This is a genomic window from Caldanaerobacter subterraneus (assembly GCF_004345675.1).
GTDB classification, from domain to species: Bacteria; Bacillota; Thermoanaerobacteria; order Thermoanaerobacterales; family Thermoanaerobacteraceae; genus Thermoanaerobacter; species Thermoanaerobacter subterraneus.
The window spans coordinates 34,320-57,144 of the sequence record NZ_SLWU01000015.1 but is presented as its reverse complement, the minus strand read 5'-3'; the positions used below and the strand labels follow the sequence as shown (position 1 = coordinate 57,144).

Sequence of the window (22,825 nt, the reverse complement as noted above, 5' to 3'; positions counted from 1 at the left end):
TTCAATCCCTCTTAGGTAGGCTAAAAACTAGGTAGCAGAAAGCAAGAAGCTAAAGAATTTAAACGAGTTTCAATCCCTCTTAGGTAGGCTAAAAACTAGGTAGCAGAAAGCAAGAAGCTAAAGAATTTAAACGAGTTTCAATCCCTCTTAGGTAGGCTAAAAACCTTGAGAAGGAGATGAATTCAGAATGACTAAAAAAGGTTTCAATCCCTCTTAGGTAGGCTAAAAACCATACTATCCCTCCTATTTCAATAATATTTGAGCAAGTTTCAATCCCTCTTAGGTAGGCTAAAAACGTGATGAAGAACGCCAAACCGAGACTGTGTAAAGGAGTTTCAATCCCTCTTAGGTAGGCTAAAAACTCGGCTTTTATGCCTCTTTTCCCGGTTTCTATATAGGTTTCAATCCCTCTTAGGTAGGCTAAAAACAGATGCGGAAGAGTGGACGAAAGAAATAATGAAAGTAGTTTCAATCCCTCTTAGGTAGGCTAAAAACTACATTCAAAGCCGTAAAGGCGACATTGCAATTGTGTTTCAATCCCTCTTAGGTAGGCTAAAAACTATGATTGAACCTACCAAATAGGCAATTAGCTACCAAAAGTTTCAATCCCTCTTAGGTAGGCTAAAAACTAAAAATTTCCTCATCATCTTAATCACTTGCCCTGAAGTTTCAATCCCTCTTAGGTAGGCTAAAAACACAGGGTATCAGATTTATAAGGATGATAATAAAAGAAGTTTCAATCCCTCTTAGGTAGGCTAAAAACCCTATTCCTAACCAAACAATTGTTGTTCTTAATATGTTTCAATCCCTCTTAGGTAGGCTAAAAACAAACTCATAAGCTTTTTTGTAAGCATTTAGTAGCTGGTTTCAATCCCTCTTAGGTAGGCTAAAAACCAAAAGAAGCTCTGCATGAAGGTATGTTGCAAAATAAGGTTTCAATCCCTCTTAGGTAGGCTAAAAACTGTGGGGAAGAATTTGTTACTACAAGGCATCAACAGGGTTTCAATCCCTCTTAGGTAGGCTAAAAACATATATAAACACCGAAAAAGATGAATTAAAGAAAAAATGTTTCAATCCCTCTTAGGTAGGCTAAAAACAGGAGCAAGCGGTACATCTTCTACCTTCATTTCACCGTTTCAATCCCTCTTAGGTAGGCTAAAAACTCTGCGACATTGCCAATTCGTTTCTGGATTGAATGGGTTTCAATCCCTCTTAGGTAGGCTAAAAACTTTGCCAGAGCTTTTAATTTCAGCCCGGTCACCCCCGCGTTTCAATCCCTCTTAGGTAGGCTAAAAACACTTGACAGGTATTTTAAAGGGTGTTATAATTAAACGTTTCAATCCCTCTTAGGTAGGCTAAAAACGAAGCGGTGGAAGGACAATCCAGATAGTGAACCCGAACGTTTCAATCCCTCTTAGGTAGGCTAAAAACCTTGACAGGTATTTTAAAGGGTGTTATAATTAAACGTTTCAATCCCTCTTAGGTAGGCTAAAAACTGTTATAATTAAACTGGTATAGTAGAAATTACGCTCGTTTCAATCCCTCTTAGGTAGGCTAAAAACAAGCTGTTGAGAAGCGATTGTCCGATATCGAAATGCGTTTCAATCCCTCTTAGGTAGGCTAAAAACCAAAAGAACAGATTGCCGGCGAGATTGACAAGCTTCGTTTCAATCCCTCTTAGGTAGGCTAAAAACATATTGGACAGCCTGTACCCAGCACTGTTTATAGACGTTTCAATCCCTCTTAGGTAGGCTAAAAACAACTCTTTCAATATAGTCAATATTACTTGAAGGAGTAGTTTCAATCCCTCTTAGGTAGGCTAAAAACATCGAAAAGCTTAGCGGATATACAGATGAAGAGAACGGTTTCAATCCCTCTTAGGTAGGCTAAAAACTTAATTGATGAAGCAGCTAAAATAGCAATACCCAAAAGTTTCAATCCCTCTTAGGTAGGCTAAAAACAACTTTGGGCCTCAGGTTTTGGAACAAGTGAAAAGGTTTCAATCCCTCTTAGGTAGGCTAAAAACTTAGCAAACATAGACCGCTGGGTGGTAGGAGAAAATGGTTTCAATCCCTCTTAGGTAGGCTAAAAACTTGTACCGTCTTTACCTGCCCTGACAGTGCCGATGATGTTTCAATCCCTCTTAGGTAGGCTAAAAACACTCCTGCCTTCTTTAAAGCCAATGCTACCAGTCTAGTTTCAATCCCTCTTAGGTAGGCTAAAAACAAGGCTACACAAGAGAAAAACAATGGTAGCGAAACTGTTTCAATCCCTCTTAGGTAGGCTAAAAACTTAAAAAATTTTTATCACCCTCAAACCCGCTTGTATCAGTTTCAATCCCTCTTAGGTAGGCTAAAAACCTTTGCTAAGCATATCTTCCCAACTAGAAAATGCAGGTTTCAATCCCTCTTAGGTAGGCTAAAAACAGAGCAATGAATTATATTGAAGCGATATTGAAAAGTGTTTCAATCCCTCTTAGGTAGGCTAAAAACTGTACGTATGTTATTTCCCCTTTTAAAAAGGGGATAGAGTTTCAATCCCTCTTAGGTAGGCTAAAAACGCAAGAGAACAACCAATTCTATTTATGATTACAACTGCGTTTCAATCCCTCTTAGGTAGGCTAAAAACCTTGCCCACAAAAGAAAAGCTACTAAGTATGAAAGGGTTTCAATCCCTCTTAGGTAGGCTAAAAACCGGTTGGATTAAATTATACAGGCAAATAACAGAACACGTTTCAATCCCTCTTAGGTAGGCTAAAAACGCTTGCACCACGGACATGAATAGTTGCAGGCGCCTAGGTTTCAATCCCTCTTAGGTAGGCTAAAAACTAGCACTGTACAGGAGCGAGAATTTGTTCTGGACATGTTTCAATCCCTCTTAGGTAGGCTAAAAACTGAAATTCTTGTAGATTGGGGAGTACCTGTCGTAATTAGTTTCAATCCCTCTTAGGTAGGCTAAAAACTGAAATATATGACGCTGGGTCTGAGGTAATACCTACAGTTTCAATCCCTCTTAGGTAGGCTAAAAACGCTAAATAGTCAGCAAAAGGTTTTAAACTTGTAGGAGGGTTTCAATCCCTCTTAGGTAGGCTAAAAACCAATCTCGCTTTTTCTGCTTGAAGCTCATGATAAAGTTTCAATCCCTCTTAGGTAGGCTAAAAACAATAGAGTTTGCGGCCAAATACTGCAACCTCCACCAGGTTTCAATCCCTCTTAGGTAGGCTAAAAACGAGGTGCTTTCCATGGGCAGCGTGTTTAGGGATGTACCGTTTCAATCCCTCTTAGGTAGGCTAAAAACTGCGGAGGTTAAACATGGAGCATAACACCTGGGACGGTTTCAATCCCTCTTAGGTAGGCTAAAAACTTTACGGGGTAAAGGAGCTAACGGTGTTGCTATAACGTTTCAATCCCTCTTAGGTAGGCTAAAAACTTGCGGGACCAGGCCGTGTTTCTGAGCCAGCATTTCTGGTTTCAATCCCTCTTAGGTAGGCTAAAAACTCGCCATGTTGGAACCGGCTACGATGTTGAAGGCCGTGTTTCAATCCCTCTTAGGTAGGCTAAAAACCTGGACTTCCTAACCAACCTATGTGTTGGCCAAATAGTTTCAATCCCTCTTAGGTAGGCTAAAAACTATCATCCACGGGCGTCAAGGTAACCGGAATGCCATGTTTCAATCCCTCTTAGGTAGGCTAAAAACGAGGATGGAGGTTTCTACTTAACATACGAAGAACAAACGTTTCAATCCCTCTTAGGTAGGCTAAAAACTCGTATACGATGAAGAACTTGTGATGGATTTTGGAGTTTCAATCCCTCTTAGGTAGGCTAAAAACGATTGACTTCATTGAGAGGGAAAAACCATACGATGAGTGTTTCAATCCCTCTTAGGTAGGCTAAAAACTTTCAGCTTGATGAAGTCCGTGGTCGTCCCGGAGCTGTTTCAATCCCTCTTAGGTAGGCTAAAAACGATTCTGTTACGTAAGGTATTCCGTAGTCTTGAAGGTTTCAATCCCTCTTAGGTAGGCTAAAAACAGAAATCTCCTTCACGAACGACTATCTCGTTTATTCGGTTTCAATCCCTCTTAGGTAGGCTAAAAACTGAGTAAGAAAGAGAGAGAGGAATGGTACCGATTAGTGTTTCAATCCCTCTTAGGTAGGCTAAAAACTAGAAATAGACATACAAAAGTATATAGAATTTATTAAGGTTTCAATCCCTCTTAGGTAGGCTAAAAACCATACCGGATGATATAACTACCTTCCAGAAAACAAAGTTTCAATCCCTCTTAGGTAGGCTAAAAACGTGCTGGATATTTACTCCATTCGTTCTCCTTCCCATATAGTTTCAATCCCTCTTAGGTAGGCTAAAAACGATTGGAATTTTCCTCTATGTCGCTTCCATCTACGGGTTTCAATCCCTCTTAGGTAGGCTAAAAACGGAAGAGAGGGAGCAGATTAACTGCAGAACTTACTCGTTTCAATCCCTCTTAGGTAGGCTAAAAACGGGAAAGGACGAAATGATAGCCTCCCGAGAAATGGGTGTTTCAATCCCTCTTAGGTAGGCTAAAAACGTTTCAGGCATATGTAAGGTTTGGAACACCTGATTAGTTTCAATCCCTCTTAGGTAGGCTAAAAACCGGTTGGAATGATACTGCTAATTGTTCGGCTTTCTGTTTCAATCCCTCTTAGGTAGGCTAAAAACACCAAAGATTTGTTGTTATCAAGAACGGGAGTATACTAATGTTTCAATCCCTCTTAGGTAGGCTAAAAACTGTTTTACCCCCTAAATTTCATGGATTTGTATTACTGTTTCAATCCCTCTTAGGTAGGCTAAAAACTAGGTATTGTAATTACAGCAAAGATAATTTTGGTAGGTTTCAATCCCTCTTAGGTAGGCTAAAAACTTGAAAGGACTTATGAATTAGTCGAGTTGAATGAGGTTTCAATCCCTCTTAGGTAGGCTAAAAACAGGAAATTTTACGCTAATACCGAATGATATATTGCGGTTTCAATCCCTCTTAGGTAGGCTAAAAACGGAGCAAGCAAAAAAACTAGGAGTAGGCAAATGGATAAGTTTCAATCCCTCTTAGGTAGGCTAAAAACGTAACGCAACAAATGCTCCTCTAGTTAGTTGATCGTTCGTTTCAATCCCTCTTAGGTAGGCTAAAAACCTAGAAATTTCTAGAATGATACGTCAATATCTTCTAGAGTTTCAATCCCTCTTAGGTAGGCTAAAAACATGCCCGCTATACTAACAGAGAATGGCTTTATCGAGTTTCAATCCCTCTTAGGTAGGCTAAAAACGGATGGAGATGATGATGAGTATTTTACTTTGGAGCGTTTCAATCCCTCTTAGGTAGGCTAAAAACACCCGTTTATGGGACCACTACTATGAGGAAATTTCTTAGTTTCAATCCCTCTTAGGTAGGCTAAAAACTTGAATAAAACCTGATAATAGTTGAAAAAATAATGTTGTTTCAATCCCTCTTAGGTAGGCTAAAAACTGGCTGTCCTAATGTCACTGGTAGAATCGCTCTAAAGTTTCAATCCCTCTTAGGTAGGCTAAAAACTAAATTGGCATTCAGTAGATGACATAAACGAATTAGAGTTTCAATCCCTCTTAGGTAGGCTAAAAACGTGTCGAACCTCTCTTGCCTTCGTTCCTCCACACGAAGTTTCAATCCCTCTTAGGTAGGCTAAAAACATCCACCATTTGACCCCGAAGAACATTGGCAGTGTGTTTCAATCCCTCTTAGGTAGGCTAAAAACTTTGTGAGAGAAAATTGGTGAAAATGTACTGTACTGTTTCAATCCCTCTTAGGTAGGCTAAAAACTTCTATGTAGCGAGGTGGTAGCAAGTGCCTAAAACATGTTTCAATCCCTCTTAGGTAGGCTAAAAACGTACTATCGTGAAGCTGAAGCTCTTGCGAGTATGAGGTTTCAATCCCTCTTAGGTAGGCTAAAAACTTAGGGTATGCAGCACCTAATACACCTAAAATCTGTAGTTTCAATCCCTCTTAGGTAGGCTAAAAACACTGTTCTAATAGCGATGAATAGTGGCTTTTGCCGCAGTTTCAATCCCTCTTAGGTAGGCTAAAAACGGGTGATACTATGAAACCTTGGGCAGAGAAATTTTAGTTTCAATCCCTCTTAGGTAGGCTAAAAACGAGGCATTGAAACAGCTAGCAGTCAAAGGGAAAATGAAGGTTTCAATCCCTCTTAGGTAGGCTAAAAACCATGAGCGGTTTCGTCATACTTTACTAAACCGTTCCGGTTTCAATCCCTCTTAGGTAGGCTAAAAACTCGAAGTCCAAGCCAGTGCTCCGAGCGTATGACCAAAGTTTCAATCCCTCTTAGGTAGGCTAAAAACCTTGCTCAGCGAAGTGGAGAATGAGTTTACCAGAAATGTTTCAATCCCTCTTAGGTAGGCTAAAAACAAGTCTGAAGGGAGGGGCTTATATGGAGAATCAAGAGTTTCAATCCCTCTTAGGTAGGCTAAAAACCCAATACCGGCAAAATAGCCAGGTAAATTTTTTGAGTTTCAATCCCTCTTAGGTAGGCTAAAAACAAGCTCAAGCGGCATTAAAAATGTTGAAGAAGTATGTTTCAATCCCTCTTAGGTAGGCTAAAAACAATCAAATCTCTAAAAAAGCTAAAAACACGACCAAGTTTCAATCCCTCTTAGGTAGGCTAAAAACCAAAATAACCACAAGAATTCAACTTAAAATATTCATGTTTCAATCCCTCTTAGGTAGGCTAAAAACGTTTATGAAATAACTTTCCAGTTTACTAAAACTAGGTTTCAATCCCTCTTAGGTAGGCTAAAAACTAAAGAAGGTTTTGGAAGTTTCTAATTTAGATGTTAAGTTTCAATCCCTCTTAGGTAGGCTAAAAACTTTATCCACTCAGCTCTCTGACGAGGATTTATAAACGTTTCAATCCCTCTTAGGTAGGCTAAAAACTTTATATTCGAGCATAGGGAAAATAATGGGAAAGAGGTTTCAATCCCTCTTAGGTAGGCTAAAAACGGAGGAACCCTGCCTACTCTGTCACTCTCTCTTAATGTTTCAATCCCTCTTAGGTAGGCTAAAAACTAAGGTTGATAGCGATACTGATACTATTGTTTTAGTGTTTCAATCCCTCTTAGGTAGGCTAAAAACCAAAAGGAACTATAGAAAGTAAAGCAGGATAATCAGGTTTCAATCCCTCTTAGGTAGGCTAAAAACTTAATACTATCATTCATAAGCGGAGTAAGCATAAATGTTTCAATCCCTCTTAGGTAGGCTAAAAACCGTTCTTCCTAACAGTCCTTTTACGTGGGATTTTGTTGTTTCAATCCCTCTTAGGTAGGCTAAAAACATAGGTTTGTTGTGGCTAATTTTCCTATTAAGTTTAGGTTTCAATCCCTCTTAGGTAGGCTAAAAACAGGAAATTGGCAAATAGATATATGGTTTAAACCAACAGGTTTCAATCCCTCTTAGGTAGGCTAAAAACAACTATATCGAGGTAGAGACACAGCCGCTAAGACCGTTTCAATCCCTCTTAGGTAGGCTAAAAACCCGGCGAGCTCCCACCTCCACGTGGTGCCGGGTGGGGTTTCAATCCCTCTTAGGTAGGCTAAAAACAGAAAAAAAGGCCCCAGTCTTTGTAGTGGCCACAGCGTTTCAATCCCTCTTAGGTAGGCTAAAAACTGCATTGGCAGAACTATATCAGCTTTGCAGGTAGGAGGGTTTCAATCCCTCTTAGGTAGGCTAAAAACAAGCATGATAGGCAAAGTAGCAAGCACAGCAAAAAAGTTTCAATCCCTCTTAGGTAGGCTAAAAACACGAAACTATTAAAGAAATTTCACCTGAAGAATATGTTTCAATCCCTCTTAGGTAGGCTAAAAACTTTTGCAGTGTTACGACTTTCAAAAATGCCTGCAATATGTTTCAATCCCTCTTAGGTAGGCTAAAAACCGGACTTAAATAGAATAGAAGGTAATATTTTAGAGCTGTTTCAATCCCTCTTAGGTAGGCTAAAAACTATAATGGGCTTTGCTTGTTGCCTGCATCGAATTTTGTTTCAATCCCTCTTAGGTAGGCTAAAAACAAGAAGCCGTCGTCAGCGGTATGTTTACCGCTTGGAAGTTTCAATCCCTCTTAGGTAGGCTAAAAACGCAATTTCACCATTTTCAACATCTGGTTGTCTTCTTAGTTTCAATCCCTCTTAGGTAGGCTAAAAACATTCCGCACGTCAGACTAGGAACACGTATTCTATTGTTTCAATCCCTCTTAGGTAGGCTAAAAACCAGGATCTGGAGTAGAACCTGGACTAGGGTCAACCAGGAGTTTCAATCCCTCTTAGGTAGGCTAAAAACAAATTAAAAATCTAATTAAGCAAAATAAATATTTCGTGTTTCAATCCCTCTTAGGTAGGCTAAAAACACAAAAGAAATATAAGGTTTAGTGCCATCATACTCCTGTTTCAATCCCTCTTAGGTAGGCTAAAAACTAAACTTTGATTCCAAGCTTTATAGCAACGAAAGCCGGTTTCAATCCCTCTTAGGTAGGCTAAAAACACTTTTTCTATATTCGTTATATACTTGATAACTTCAAGTTTCAATCCCTCTTAGGTAGGCTAAAAACACTCTTAATTTACCAAATTCTTCATTATTAAAAATTGTTTCAATCCCTCTTAGGTAGGCTAAAAACCAATAAAGCCTTTCATGTATTTGAAATCGAAAGAGAGTTTCAATCCCTCTTAGGTAGGCTAAAAACGTAAACAACTTGGGCATATATATTTTTAGCTCCAGTGTTTCAATCCCTCTTAGGTAGGCTAAAAACTTGCGGGATTGGAAAGATTCGCAGCATAAGAAAAAGTTTCAATCCCTCTTAGGTAGGCTAAAAACCTGCACGCAAGGCTTCAAGGTCGTTTATTTCTACTGTTTCAATCCCTCTTAGGTAGGCTAAAAACTGCAAGATTATGATACTACGCTTATCGGAGCTATATAGTTTCAATCCCTCTTAGGTAGGCTAAAAACATGATAGAAAATGGCATGTGCATATGCATATGCTTCGTTTCAATCCCTCTTAGGTAGGCTAAAAACATTTCGGCAGCTTGTTTCTCTTTTCTATTCATCATGGTTTCAATCCCTCTTAGGTAGGCTAAAAACAAATATTATAAAGGAGGATTGTTATGAATTTAATTAAGTTTCAATCCCTCTTAGGTAGGCTAAAAACAAGGGAACCGAAAAGCCTACCAGTGTCTAGTCTGAGGTTTCAATCCCTCTTAGGTAGGCTAAAAACTATGAAGAGGACATTTGAGAATTTTAGGGCAGAAAAGTTTCAATCCCTCTTAGGTAGGCTAAAAACGCTTTCCGCCGTTTGTAAGCTGTGTCCAATCAGCTGTTTCAATCCCTCTTAGGTAGGCTAAAAACGGCTTGGGACTGCTTTTTGTGGGAAGCTATGGTACAGGGTTTCAATCCCTCTTAGGTAGGCTAAAAACCGAATTAGAAGACTGGATAGAGGAGGTGTAAAAAAGTTTCAATCCCTCTTAGGTAGGCTAAAAACTTAGGGCAGAAAATGAAGAGCTGAAAAAGGCATTATGTTTCAATCCCTCTTAGGTAGGCTAAAAACAGATTTGGTATAACATCTTATATAATCTATTACTCTGTTTCAATCCCTCTTAGGTAGGCTAAAAACCCCTCTTTTTTATAAAAAAATTTTTTAAAAAAATATGTTTCAATCCCTCTTAGGTAGGCTAAAAACGAATCAACAAAGAGCTAACAAAGAGCTAACAACTATGTTTCAATCCCTCTTAGGTAGGCTAAAAACTGTTTTCCGGCAGCTTTATAGCTGCCTGCAAAGCTGGTTTCAATCCCTCTTAGGTAGGCTAAAAACTTTTCTATATAATTTAATCCAGCCGTCATACATTCGTTTCAATCCCTCTTAGGTAGGCTAAAAACCGAAGAATGGGTTCCTTTGGGCACGTTTTGGAGTGGGTTTCAATCCCTCTTAGGTAGGCTAAAAACCAAAGTAGCTGCTGTAAAAAGAGTGTTTAGTAATATCAGTTTCAATCCCTCTTAGGTAGGCTAAAAACTTACATCGTTTATATTGTCAATAAAACCATTTTCTGTGTTTCAATCCCTCTTAGGTAGGCTAAAAACACTGTTGCATACGAAGTAACATCCGGAGCTACTTCAGTTTCAATCCCTCTTAGGTAGGCTAAAAACTTATAATGTTTCTTTTGGAAGTAGAATGTCCTATATGGTTTCAATCCCTCTTAGGTAGGCTAAAAACATCTAAGCACATACATTCCAGCACCAGCAGTACGACGTTTCAATCCCTCTTAGGTAGGCTAAAAACTCGGAGGCCAATACCCGGCGGGCTCTCGAAATAGCGTTTCAATCCCTCTTAGGTAGGCTAAAAACCTTTACGCTGATTTAATTAGCTTAGCTTTCAATTGGTTTCAATCCCTCTTAGGTAGGCTAAAAACTTTTTGATGTTATTCCATGTGCTAGAGGCTGTAGTGGTTTCAATCCCTCTTAGGTAGGCTAAAAACTCGTCTGGGTCGTTGCATTCGTCAGTGTATTTGTAGTTTCAATCCCTCTTAGGTAGGCTAAAAACGGTCAAAATAGAAGACCCCACTATCGTAGAACAACTGTTTCAATCCCTCTTAGGTAGGCTAAAAACGGAACATATCGGCGAATGAAATAGACATAAGGCTCAAGTTTCAATCCCTCTTAGGTAGGCTAAAAACTTTTTTGGTGAAATATAAAAAAGTGCCTGCAAAAGGGTTTCAATCCCTCTTAGGTAGGCTAAAAACCAGACAGCCGTCCTTGGTACCGCATATACGAATACGTTTCAATCCCTCTTAGGTAGGCTAAAAACGAAATGTATGTTACAACTGATGAAATTAAAGAAGTAGGTTTCAATCCCTCTTAGGTAGGCTAAAAACTGTAAAACGTTTTGAAGAAGCTACAGGGAAAAAGACAGTTTCAATCCCTCTTAGGTAGGCTAAAAACGCTATTTGCGAAGCTATCCTGACGAAGCTACATATTTGTTTCAATCCCTCTTAGGTAGGCTAAAAACATGGAAGAACAAGAGTGGTACCACTGCCCTGTTTGGTTTCAATCCCTCTTAGGTAGGCTAAAAACATCTATGAGAGAGCGCTGGCGAAAAAAGAAGGAAAAAGTTTTAATCCCTCTTAGGTAGGCTAAAAACTTTTTCCCTTGCTATCACCGGTGCCGAAAAGGTACGTTTCAATCCCTCTTAGGTAGGCTAAAAACCGTTCTCCCAATACCTCACTCCATTCCGAGTATGCCAGTTTCAATCCCTCTTAGGTAGGCTAAAAACCAGGATAAATCTTTTGCAGGATGGCAGAAAAAAATAGGTTTCAATCCCTCTTAGGTAGGCTAAAAACAGAATTTGAGGAGGTGTAAAACTATGTCACACTTTTGTTTCAATCCCTCTTAGGTAGGCTAAAAACAGGTTGGAGCTTTTGCGAAAGAGCACATACAGCAGTTTCAATCCCTCTTAGGTAGGCTAAAAACGAAATGGATATACTGCAAAGAATTATATAGATATCAGTTTCAATCCCTCTTAGGTAGGCTAAAAACGCTGCTGATATATATAATCAGCAGCAACAGCAGTTGTAGTTTCAATCCCTCTTAGGTAGGCTAAAAACGCAAGGTATTAAAATGACAGCACAAGAAGGCCAATGTTTCAATCCCTCTTAGGTAGGCTAAAAACAAATGCTACCAAATAAGCTGCTGCAAGCGTAACAATGTTTCAATCCCTCTTAGGTAGGCTAAAAACGCAGTATCTTTTAGACAACTACGCAAACATAGAAGTGGTTTCAATCCCTCTTAGGTAGGCTAAAAACTCTCAACGCCTTAGAGGACATGCTCATGAGCTTGCGCTGTTTCAATCCCTCTTAGGTAGGCTAAAAACCTTCCAGTATCAGGTTAAATGCAAACTTTACAAAAAGTTTCAATCCCTCTTAGGTAGGCTAAAAACCATTGTATCTGTCATCATCAAGCGGTATCTCCTCGAGTTTCAATCCCTCTTAGGTAGGCTAAAAACGGGAACATATCGGCGAATGAAATAGACATAAGGCTCAAGTTTCAATCCCTCTTAGGTAGGCTAAAAACGTTAAAGTGCTTTTGCATGAAATACATCACATACTAAAGTTTCAATCCCTCTTAGGTAGGCTAAAAACGAATTACATAAGAGATTATATGCAAGCTGATTTGATGTTTCAATCCCTCTTAGGTAGGCTAAAAACTGTTCGCATTAGTAATAAACTTTATGGGGAATCAATAGTTTCAATCCCTCTTAGGTAGGCTAAAAACAATGTGGGCTCCAAATTTCTAAGGAGGTGTTTTTTTTGGTTTCAATCCCTCTTAGGTAGGCTAAAAACTAGCTGTCGTTACCAACTGTGCATTGTTGTTAGCTTGTTTCAATCCCTCTTAGGTAGGCTAAAAACGGCCTTGCAAAATGAGTGACTGTGAGTGTCGGGTATGGGTTTCAATCCCTCTTAGGTAGGCTAAAAACTCCTATATGCAAAGAAGAGTTTGAAGTTGAATATAAGTTTCAATCCCTCTTAGGTAGGCTAAAAACGCCATTTCTGTTTAATTGATGGGAAGGAGGTGTAATGGTTTCAATCCCTCTTAGGTAGGCTAAAAACTGCCTTCACCTGTTTTAGATGTCACGAAGCAGGTATGTTTCAATCCCTCTTAGGTAGGCTAAAAACTACCAGGAATCGGGCCTGTTATTGCAGCGGGACTTAGTTTCAATCCCTCTTAGGTAGGCTAAAAACCACTTTTGTAGGCGACGGAGGAACGGGAGAAGGTGGGGTTTCAATCCCTCTTAGGTAGGCTAAAAACTTTGCAGAGGGAAATTTACACGAAGCAGATATATTAAGAGTTTCAATCCCTCTTAGGTAGGCTAAAAACCACAATGTAATTGATATTTTAGAAAGAATCGAAATAAGTTTCAATCCCTCTTAGGTAGGCTAAAAACGTGAAGAATCCAAGGATTTTTACCTGCCGTCCTGCAGTTTCAATCCCTCTTAGGTAGGCTAAAAACAAAAATTGGGTTTGGAGTTTACAGACACAGAAATAAAGTTTCAATCCCTCTTAGGTAGGCTAAAAACGCGCATAGCAGACCTTGAGGCTGCTATAGCTGCTATACTGTTTCAATCCCTCTTAGGTAGGCTAAAAACTTCCTCTATCGTCTTTGTCAAATCAGACATGTTAGGGTTTCAATCCCTCTTAGGTAGGCTAAAAACGTGTATGTGCGAAATTGATACAAGTTTTACATGTAACGTTTCAATCCCTCTTAGGTAGGCTAAAAACATTATTTTTATTTTTATTATGTTGTCAGTGTTTACAAGTTTCAATCCCTCTTAGGTAGGCTAAAAACGTTCGAAGGTAAGGAGCTTGAAGGGTTTATTATAGAGTTTCAATCCCTCTTAGGTAGGCTAAAAACAGAAGAGAGACGAAATTGTAAAGCTGCTCAAAGAACGTTTCAATCCCTCTTAGGTAGGCTAAAAACACTTCTGTAGTTGCTCGTCCCACCAGTGTTGTAATGGTTTCAATCCCTCTTAGGTAGGCTAAAAACTGAAGGCAGAATGAATAAAATAACTCTCATAATTCCGTTTCAATCCCTCTTAGGTAGGCTAAAAACTCGATATAAAACGGGATTTTTATCGTAAGTTAGTAAGGTTTCAATCCCTCTTAGGTAGGCTAAAAACTATGATGAACAAAACGATAAATACATTGTTGTAGAGTTTCAATCCCTCTTAGGTAGGCTAAAAACAATGCTGCTGTGTGTAGAGTGCCATAATAGTGAACAGTTTCAATCCCTCTTAGGTAGGCTAAAAACAAAGACAATCCAGAGCAGAATAGGAAAGATGTAGACGTTTCAATCCCTCTTAGGTAGGCTAAAAACGTGGTGAATCCTTCAAACAACCGTATTTGGCTGGATAGTTTCAATCCCTCTTAGGTAGGCTAAAAACAGGCACAACAAAAAATTATTAGCAGCAAAATTATAGTTTCAATCCCTCTTAGGTAGGCTAAAAACGATGTACCATCCATCGAAATAGCAAATGTTGTTAAGTGTTTCAATCCCTCTTAGGTAGGCTAAAAACCTGGACTTATCTGACAGAGCACAAAAGGCAAATACAGTTTCAATCCCTCTTAGGTAGGCTAAAAACAAAAATTTATAACTGGAAGCGTTGGTAAAAAAGAACGGGTTTCAATCCCTCTTAGGTAGGCTAAAAACCTACTTCAGGCCCACGTTCACCAATTACAGCTAATGTGTTTCAATCCCTCTTAGGTAGGCTAAAAACGTTTATTTTTGCTTCGAATTCCTCAAATTCGGCCTGTTTCAATCCCTCTTAGGTAGGCTAAAAACGTTGCCCTCGCAGGATTCAATTAGAGGCATGGGGCGGTTTCAATCCCTCTTAGGTAGGCTAAAAACGTTGCCCTCGCAGGATTCAATTAGAGGCATGGGGCGGTTTCAATCCCTCTTAGGTAGGCTAAAAACGGAAGCAAGCGAGCTTGAGCAGAAAGACTTTCAACAGTGTTTCAATCCCTCTTAGGTAGGCTAAAAACGGATAACATTATAAAGATTATTGCAGACGCTTTGAAGTTTCAATCCCTCTTAGGTAGGCTAAAAACTCTCGTGACCCAGAAGATACAAGAAGATTACAATAGTTTCAATCCCTCTTAGGTAGGCTAAAAACTATAAAATTTTATCTGTTTAGCCCGGTCACCCCCGCGTTTCAATCCCTCTTAGGTAGGCTAAAAACGTAATGGATATAATCACAACAAAAAAGAGAATTGACGGTTTCAATCCCTCTTAGGTAGGCTAAAAACCCTATACAAAAGACCGAAAGCACCGCTGACACACCTACGTTTCAATCCCTCTTAGGTAGGCTAAAAACAACCTTCTTCAGAGGATTAAAATCTATCCTATCAGAGTTTCAATCCCTCTTAGGTAGGCTAAAAACAGGCAAAGTAGGAGTAGGTAAAGGAGAAGGAGTCGGACTGTTTCAATCCCTCTTAGGTAGGCTAAAAACCTGGTGCTGTTGGTAGTGGTAAAAGCTATCATGCTTTGGTTTCAATCCCTCTTAGGTAGGCTAAAAACAACTCAAGCACAGCAGAAGGGTTGATATTTGATGAAGAGTTTCAATCCCTCTTAGGTAGGCTAAAAACATCACAACTCGTTATACTCTCGTGTCTGTTAGTAGAAGTTTCAATCCCTCTTAGGTAGGCTAAAAACTTTTCTTGAAATAGATCCTAGGAGTTCTATAAGTGGGTTTCAATCCCTCTTAGGTAGGCTAAAAACGCATTGATACCAGTGCAAGACTAGGTATTAAGTATACTAGTTTCAATCCCTCTTAGGTAGGCTAAAAACTGGCAATTGCATCCGCCTCCTGTTCAGCTCTCGGTAAGTTTCAATCCCTCTTAGGTAGGCTAAAAACTACTAAACAGCAGCCTCAGTCATCTTTATGAATGCATCGTTTCAATCCCTCTTAGGTAGGCTAAAAACTTATTATGATGAGGGAAAAGCAGCGTTTTATATAGAAGTTTCAATCCCTCTTAGGTAGGCTAAAAACAAGGCTATAATATATAGCCTGCAACGGAGGGGTCTCGGTTTCAATCCCTCTTAGGTAGGCTAAAAACGCATTATTGCCCAAGGGGCTGCTGGCAGGATGGGAAGGTTTCAATCCCTCTTAGGTAGGCTAAAAACAACTATAGGGGAAGAATATCCTACTTTCCACCCATTCCCGTTTCAATCCCTCTTAGGTAGGCTAAAAACGCCGCTCCCCCGTGATGCGAGGGAAGCATTATTATAGGGTTTCAATCCCTCTTAGGTAGGCTAAAAACGAAGAAATAGACCCACCATTCAATCCAGAAACGAATGTTTCAATCCCTCTTAGGTAGGCTAAAAACTAGATTTATTGATGCAACAACCAATAAAACATATCAATAGTTTCAATCCCTCTTAGGTAGGCTAAAAACTGTGCCACTTATGACGGAAGCAGAACTTCTCGATGGGTTTCAATCCCTCTTAGGTAGGCTAAAAACCTACAACTTTAAGCATCTATATCACCAGCTTCATACCGTTTCAATCCCTCTTAGGTAGGCTAAAAACGTCGTCATTGTAAATGGCGATGAAGGAATAGTAAAAAGTTTCAATCCCTCTTAGGTAGGCTAAAAACCCACGAAAAGTTATAGTTTATGTGCTTCCTGAAACGGTTTCAATCCCTCTTAGGTAGGCTAAAAACAGCGAAGGACCCACTGTCCCAATCGCCACCGCGAGAGTTTCAATCCCTCTTAGGTAGGCTAAAAACTATTTCTATTTCGTTTATGTCTTTTAGAAGCTGCCCCGTTTCAATCCCTCTTAGGTAGGCTAAAAACTCTTGCCATTCCGCATAACTATCGGGAAGTAGTTCAACTGTTTCAATCCCTCTTAGGTAGGCTAAAAACACATTAAAGAACTAGACAAAATGGAAGGTGAAAAGGAGTTTCAATCCCTCTTAGGTAGGCTAAAAACCTTATAAAGGAGGTGGCGTAGATGGAACCGGTATTGCGTTTCAATCCCTCTTAGGTAGGCTAAAAACCCTTATCTTTAACTCTTGCATTTCCTCCTACCTCTATTGTTTCAATCCCTCTTAGGTAGGCTAAAAACAAGGCACGAGCTACCTTGATAAGTTCCTCGGATAGCTCCGTTTCAATCCCTCTTAGGTAGGCTAAAAACCATGGAACCCGGTTACAGGCTGTTCTCCTGTAAGCGAGTTTCAATCCCTCTTAGGTAGGCTAAAAACCGCAGACCAACCCCTACACCAAGCAACGACAGGAACGTTTCAATCCCTCTTAGGTAGGCTAAAAACACAAAAAATTAATGGAGGGAAATGAAAATGAAGTTTTGTTTCAATCCCTCTTAGGTAGGCTAAAAACGGTAAGAAAAATTTACATAAGCGACTATACATCATAGTTTCAATCCCTCTTAGGTAGGCTAAAAACCATTTATCTCACTCTCACTTTTGCGTTTCAAAATATGTTTCAATCCCTCTTAGGTAGGCTAAAAACTTTATGCTGTGGTTTTATATTTGTTATAAATTGCTGTTTCAATCCCTCTTAGGTAGGCTAAAAACTAGTAGTAGTCTATTTTTTCTACCACGGCGTATATTGTTTGTTTCAATCCCTCTTAGGTAGGCTAAAAACCCAAAACGTATTTCATGTTTCTTTATACCCGCCAGGTTTCAATCCCTCTTAGGTAGGCTAAAAACCTTTTCCCAGTTTCTATATCATTCAGGGTACTCTTGTTTCAATCCCTCTTAGGTAGGCTAAAAACTTTATAAATTGTTTTGCCTCGTTAAAATCTGTAAAGTTTCAATCCCTCTTAGGTAGGCTAAAAACAAACCAATTGTGATAATAACATCACCATCTGAGAAATGTTTCAATCCCTCTTAGGTAGGCTAAAAACATCAAGTTGCAACATTAGCAGCATTATCAGAAGTAGTTTCAATCCCTCTTAGGTAGGCTAAAAACCAGATTTTGCTCACAAAAGCACACATGAAGCAGGAGGGTTTCAATCCCTCTTAGGTAGGCTAAAAACGGAGGGATAAATAATGTTTAAAGTTGGAGATAAGGTGTTTCAATCCCTCTTAGGTAGGCTAAAAACTGTCTAATACAAATTCTTTTATACCCTTAAAATTTTGTTTCAATCCCTCTTAGGTAGGCTAAAAACAGGAGGCAGAGAAGCATGAAAATGCGGTTGTTAAAATGTTTCAATCCCTCTTAGGTAGGCTAAAAACAGTTCAAGTTCTAACTTAAGCATTTATTTCACCTCCTGTTTCAATCCCTCTTAGGTAGGCTAAAAACCAGTTATAGACCCGCCAAGTCCCGGACGACCAAAACCGTTTCAATCCCTCTTAGGTAGGCTAAAAACGAAAATTGTCTATCACAAAGGAGCTCATATCCCTGCGTTTCAATCCCTCTTAGGTAGGCTAAAAACCGGGATACCAAACTCTCCGAACTGGTACCCCGCTTTTGGTTTCAATCCCTCTTAGGTAGGCTAAAAACTTTGAAGAAAAATAAACAAATGCGATGTGTAGAAAGTTTCAATCCCTCTTAGGTAGGCTAAAAACTTATACCCGTACCAAGACAATTGTTATGCTTTGACCAGTTTCAATCCCTCTTAGGTAGGCTAAAAACACCTCTCCGAAGACCCGGATATTTATTGGGGAAACTAGTTTCAATCCCTCTTAGGTAGGCTAAAAACCTTTTGCGTGTGTATTTTTATGCCTTGTCACCTACAGTTTCAATCCCTCTTAGGTAGGCTAAAAACAGCACAAAAGCAAAAAATAAAAAAGGCAAAAGAGGCAGTTTCAATCCCTCTTAGGTAGGCTAAAAACGCAGAGATATATTTCTATGCCTTGTGTTTTAAAAAGTTTCAATCCCTCTTAGGTAGGCTAAAAACCCATTAGGCATATACATTTGTTTTTTCTTTTTATCCGTTTCAATCCCTCTTAGGTAGGCTAAAAACGTGCAGAGATATATTTCTATGCCTTGTGTTTTAAAAAGTTTCAATCCCTCTTAGGTAGGCTAAAAACTTAAATTTGCCTTTTGCTTCCTAAATTGTTATGGTGTTTCAATCCCTCTTAGGTAGGCTAAAAACATTATAACATCATAATTTTATGATGCCAAGTAGTTTTGTTTCAATCCCTCTTAGGTAGGCTAAAAACGCACAAAAGCAAAAAATAAAAAAGGCAAAAGAGGCGTTTCAATCCCTCTTAGGTAGGCTAAAAACCCTTTTTTATTTTTTGCTTTTGTGCTCAAAATCAATCAGTTTCAATCCCTCTTAGGTAGGCTAAAAACTTCATTCATATTAACTATCCTCCTTCTTTTCACTATGTTTCAATCCCTCTTAGGTAGGCTAAAAACAATCGCCTCTAAAAGCGTTTTATTTTTCTCGGAGGTAGTTTCAATCCCTCTTAGGTAGGCTAAAAACCAACACAATATATTGTGTTTTTATTTTGTCCTTGCAGTTTCAATCCCTCTTAGGTAGGCTAAAAACATCGTTTCTAAAGTGTGAAGTAATAGTTTTATACCTCGTTTCAATCCCTCTTAGGTAGGCTAAAAACTGGTTTGTGATGACTATGGCCGTATGGACACAAGGCGTTTCAATCCCTCTTAGGTAGGCTAAAAACACATAATGAGAGAGCAAAAGCAAGAATAGAAGAACTGTTTCAATCCCTCTTAGGTAGGCTAAAAACTATAAGTTCGTTTATATACGCTTTGTATTCGCTTTGTTGTTTCAATCCCTCTTAGGTAGGCTAAAAACATTGAAGAAGGCTTAGAGGAAGAATGTCATTTGTGGTTTCAATCCCTCTTAGGTAGGCTAAAAACTTAAAACTGAAGCTTAGAAATTTTAAAGGAATACAGTTTCAATCCCTCTTAGGTAGGCTAAAAACAAATGAGATTAAAGCAATGGAAAGAACACTAGAATTGTTTCAATCCCTCTTAGGTAGGCTAAAAACAATCCTTCCATCTTTCTTCACCTCCACGGAATCTTTCGTTTCAATCCCTCTTAGGTAGGCTAAAAACACAGCGCATCCAGCTTGAAATCGCAGACCTGGAGCAGGTTTCAATCCCTCTTAGGTAGGCTAAAAACGCAGAAAACGAGGAACTAAAAAAAGCATTGTTAAAAGGTTTCAATCCCTCTTAGGTAGGCTAAAAACAAAAATGCCAAAAGTGTTTGAAAAACGAAAATGGGGTTTCAATCCCTCTTAGGTAGGCTAAAAACCGCCAGAGTCTACTCTCAAAGCCTCTGCAGAGGCAGTTTCAATCCCTCTTAGGTAGGCTAAAAACGCCTATCCTTTAGAGAGGCGCTATCCATTTCATAAAGTTTCAATCCCTCTTAGGTAGGCTAAAAACTTCTTTCAGGCTGGCAAGACAAGATATAGTAGTGTAGGTTTCAATCCCTCTTAGGTAGGCTAAAAACCTGCTATCACATACTCTAATACCTCTATCAATTCAAGTTTCAATCCCTCTTAGGTAGGCTAAAAACGCTTCGAAGGCGTTCAAAATGTTTTCTTCATCAGTTGTTTCAATCCCTCTTAGGTAGGCTAAAAACAACAATGGACGGCAAAATAGCACCTGGCAAAAAGTGTTTCAATCCCTCTTAGGTAGGCTAAAAACTTTTCTTTTCTGCTTCTTCAGAGGGAAATAGGTAGGCGTTTCAATCCCTCTTAGGTAGGCTAAAAACCCATATTGGCGTCTGGACTGTATATTTCCAAGACGCCGTTTCAATCCCTCTTAGGTAGGCTAAAAACACTCTTCCGGCTTTAGACCAGCATCCTCTAAAACGGGTTTCAATCCCTCTTAGGTAGGCTAAAAACGTGTTTTGGCGGAAAAATAGAGAGAGCTGGCTAGTAGGTTTCAATCCCTCTTAGGTAGGCTAAAAACCAGGGATACTGAAAAGGGATTTCCTTTAGTTGAAATGTTTCAATCCCTCTTAGGTAGGCTAAAAACATTTAGAGTAGCATTTCGCTGCCCTGCTACTGTAGTCGTTTCAATCCCTCTTAGGTAGGCTAAAAACCGGATTAGAGCTTTATAAGGGCGGTGATTGAATGTTGTTTCAATCCCTCTTAGGTAGGCTAAAAACATACAAAGGCAGAACGTTCGAAATAGAAGCGGTTATGTTTCAATCCCTCTTAGGTAGGCTAAAAACCAGGTACTCCAGCAACATTTGCAGGATATCCAATCTAGTTTCAATCCCTCTTAGGTAGGCTAAAAACCACTGGATTTTAACCTAACATACCGAGCACCGGTGAGTTTCAATCCCTCTTAGGTAGGCTAAAAACCGCAGAACATATTGCTAAAACCCACAATGTTACAAAGTTTCAATCCCTCTTAGGTAGGCTAAAAACTTCCGCAACAAGAGAGTAGTCTTCTTCGGTTTCCTGTTTCAATCCCTCTTAGGTAGGCTAAAAACTTCTTCATCTCGGCTGTAAAATCTTCTATAGCTTTTGTTTCAATCCCTCTTAGGTAGGCTAAAAACATATGAAGAATACGTTGCAGGGAAAGTGGTAGAAATGTAGTTTCAATCCCTCTTAGGTAGGCTAAAAACAAATGAGCGAAGCAGTTAATAAAGCAGGTGGGGCGGTTTCAATCCCTCTTAGGTAGGCTAAAAACACTGATGAAGAAACTATTGTAAATACTGACCATCTTGGTTTCAATCCCTCTTAGGTAGGCTAAAAACCAGGAAGGGAAATTCCTGCACATAAGCCTGATACTGTTTCAATCCCTCTTAGGTAGGCTAAAAACGTGGTCTCTAACGGCATTCCGCAATTCTTGGTACTGTTTCAATCCCTCTTAGGTAGGCTAAAAACATTAGTATCACTCATTGTTTGCTGCTAAAAATATTTGTTTCAATCCCTCTTAGGTAGGCTAAAAACTAGGCAAGTAGATGTTTTGGGATTGTGAGGGCTAGGTTTCAATCCCTCTTAGGTAGGCTAAAAACGGTTGGACATATAGATGGCATAGGAAGAAAAGAGAGAGTTTCAATCCCTCTTAGGTAGGCTAAAAACGTCACTGGCTCTATTGCTGGAGGCGTCACCAGTCGTGTTTCAATCCCTCTTAGGTAGGCTAAAAACTAAAGATATGCATTCATATCATTACTCCTCCTCCCCTGGTTTCAATCCCTCTTAGGTAGGCTAAAAACTTGGATGGGATAAAGCTAGATTTGTAACGTTTTTTGTTTCAATCCCTCTTAGGTAGGCTAAAAACACAAAAAGTATGCATTTGCTCTATCATGTACATCTATAGTTTCAATCCCTCTTAGGTAGGCTAAAAACTTTTCACATGTATGAAGCTGTCCTTTAGCTCTCTCATGTTTCAATCCCTCTTAGGTAGGCTAAAAACAGGAATGAAAGGGATGGAAGTTTTAGAAAAATATTTGTTTCAATCCCTCTTAGGTAGGCTAAAAACTCAAATGAGCCAAGCCGTCAACAAAGCAGGTGGAGCAGTTTCAATCCCTCTTAGGTAGGCTAAAAACGGGCAGGCTCTGAACGCTTTTGGGCTGTCTGGCGAGTTTCAATCCCTCTTAGGTAGGCTAAAAACACGCCTTCGAAGCAGCTGTAGAAGCTGCTTTGAAGAGTTTCAATCCCTCTTAGGTAGGCTAAAAACTAATAGACTTGCCAGTATTAGTCCATACTCCACTGTGTTTCAATCCCTCTTAGGTAGGCTAAAAACGGCATTTTTCAGGAATTGCTGTCATATCTCCACCTCCAGTTTCAATCCCTCTTAGGTAGGCTAAAAACACACAAGTACAGTTATATCTCCACGCATTAGGATTGGAGTTTCAATCCCTCTTAGGTAGGCTAAAAACCTCATCGCCCCTGTATTCATTTATCTTTTGGTGGTTCGTTTCAATCCCTCTTAGGTAGGCTAAAAACAAGAGGAGGATTGGAAGGACGAGGTAGTAGGTGCTTAGTTTCAATCCCTCTTAGGTAGGCTAAAAACCGCAGAAGAGACAGAGTTTTTTGTATGGGCTCGAAGGTTTCAATCCCTCTTAGGTAGGCTAAAAACTGCTTTTTAGCTGGATTCAACCCTTGTACAACCATATGTTTCAATCCCTCTTAGGTAGGCTAAAAACTTCTTTTTGTTCATGCTTGCCATATGTACCATATGGAGTTTCAATCCCTCTTAGGTAGGCTAAAAACAAGGTTGCTCCAGACCTTGCCTCCCTTTTGTGGGAAGGTTTCAATCCCTCTTAGGTAGGCTAAAAACTATTTAGAAACAGGATTTAATGTAGTGTTATATTTGGTTTCAA

The 22,825-nt window shown here is 39.4% G+C and carries 1 CRISPR repeat array (running past one end of the window).

The window, feature by feature from the left end:
- Positions 1–66 precede the first annotated feature (66 nt).
- A CRISPR array of direct repeats spans positions 67–22,825; the repeat unit is 30 nt; unit sequence GTTTCAATCCCTCTTAGGTAGGCTAAAAAC (it continues 1,153 nt past the right edge of the window).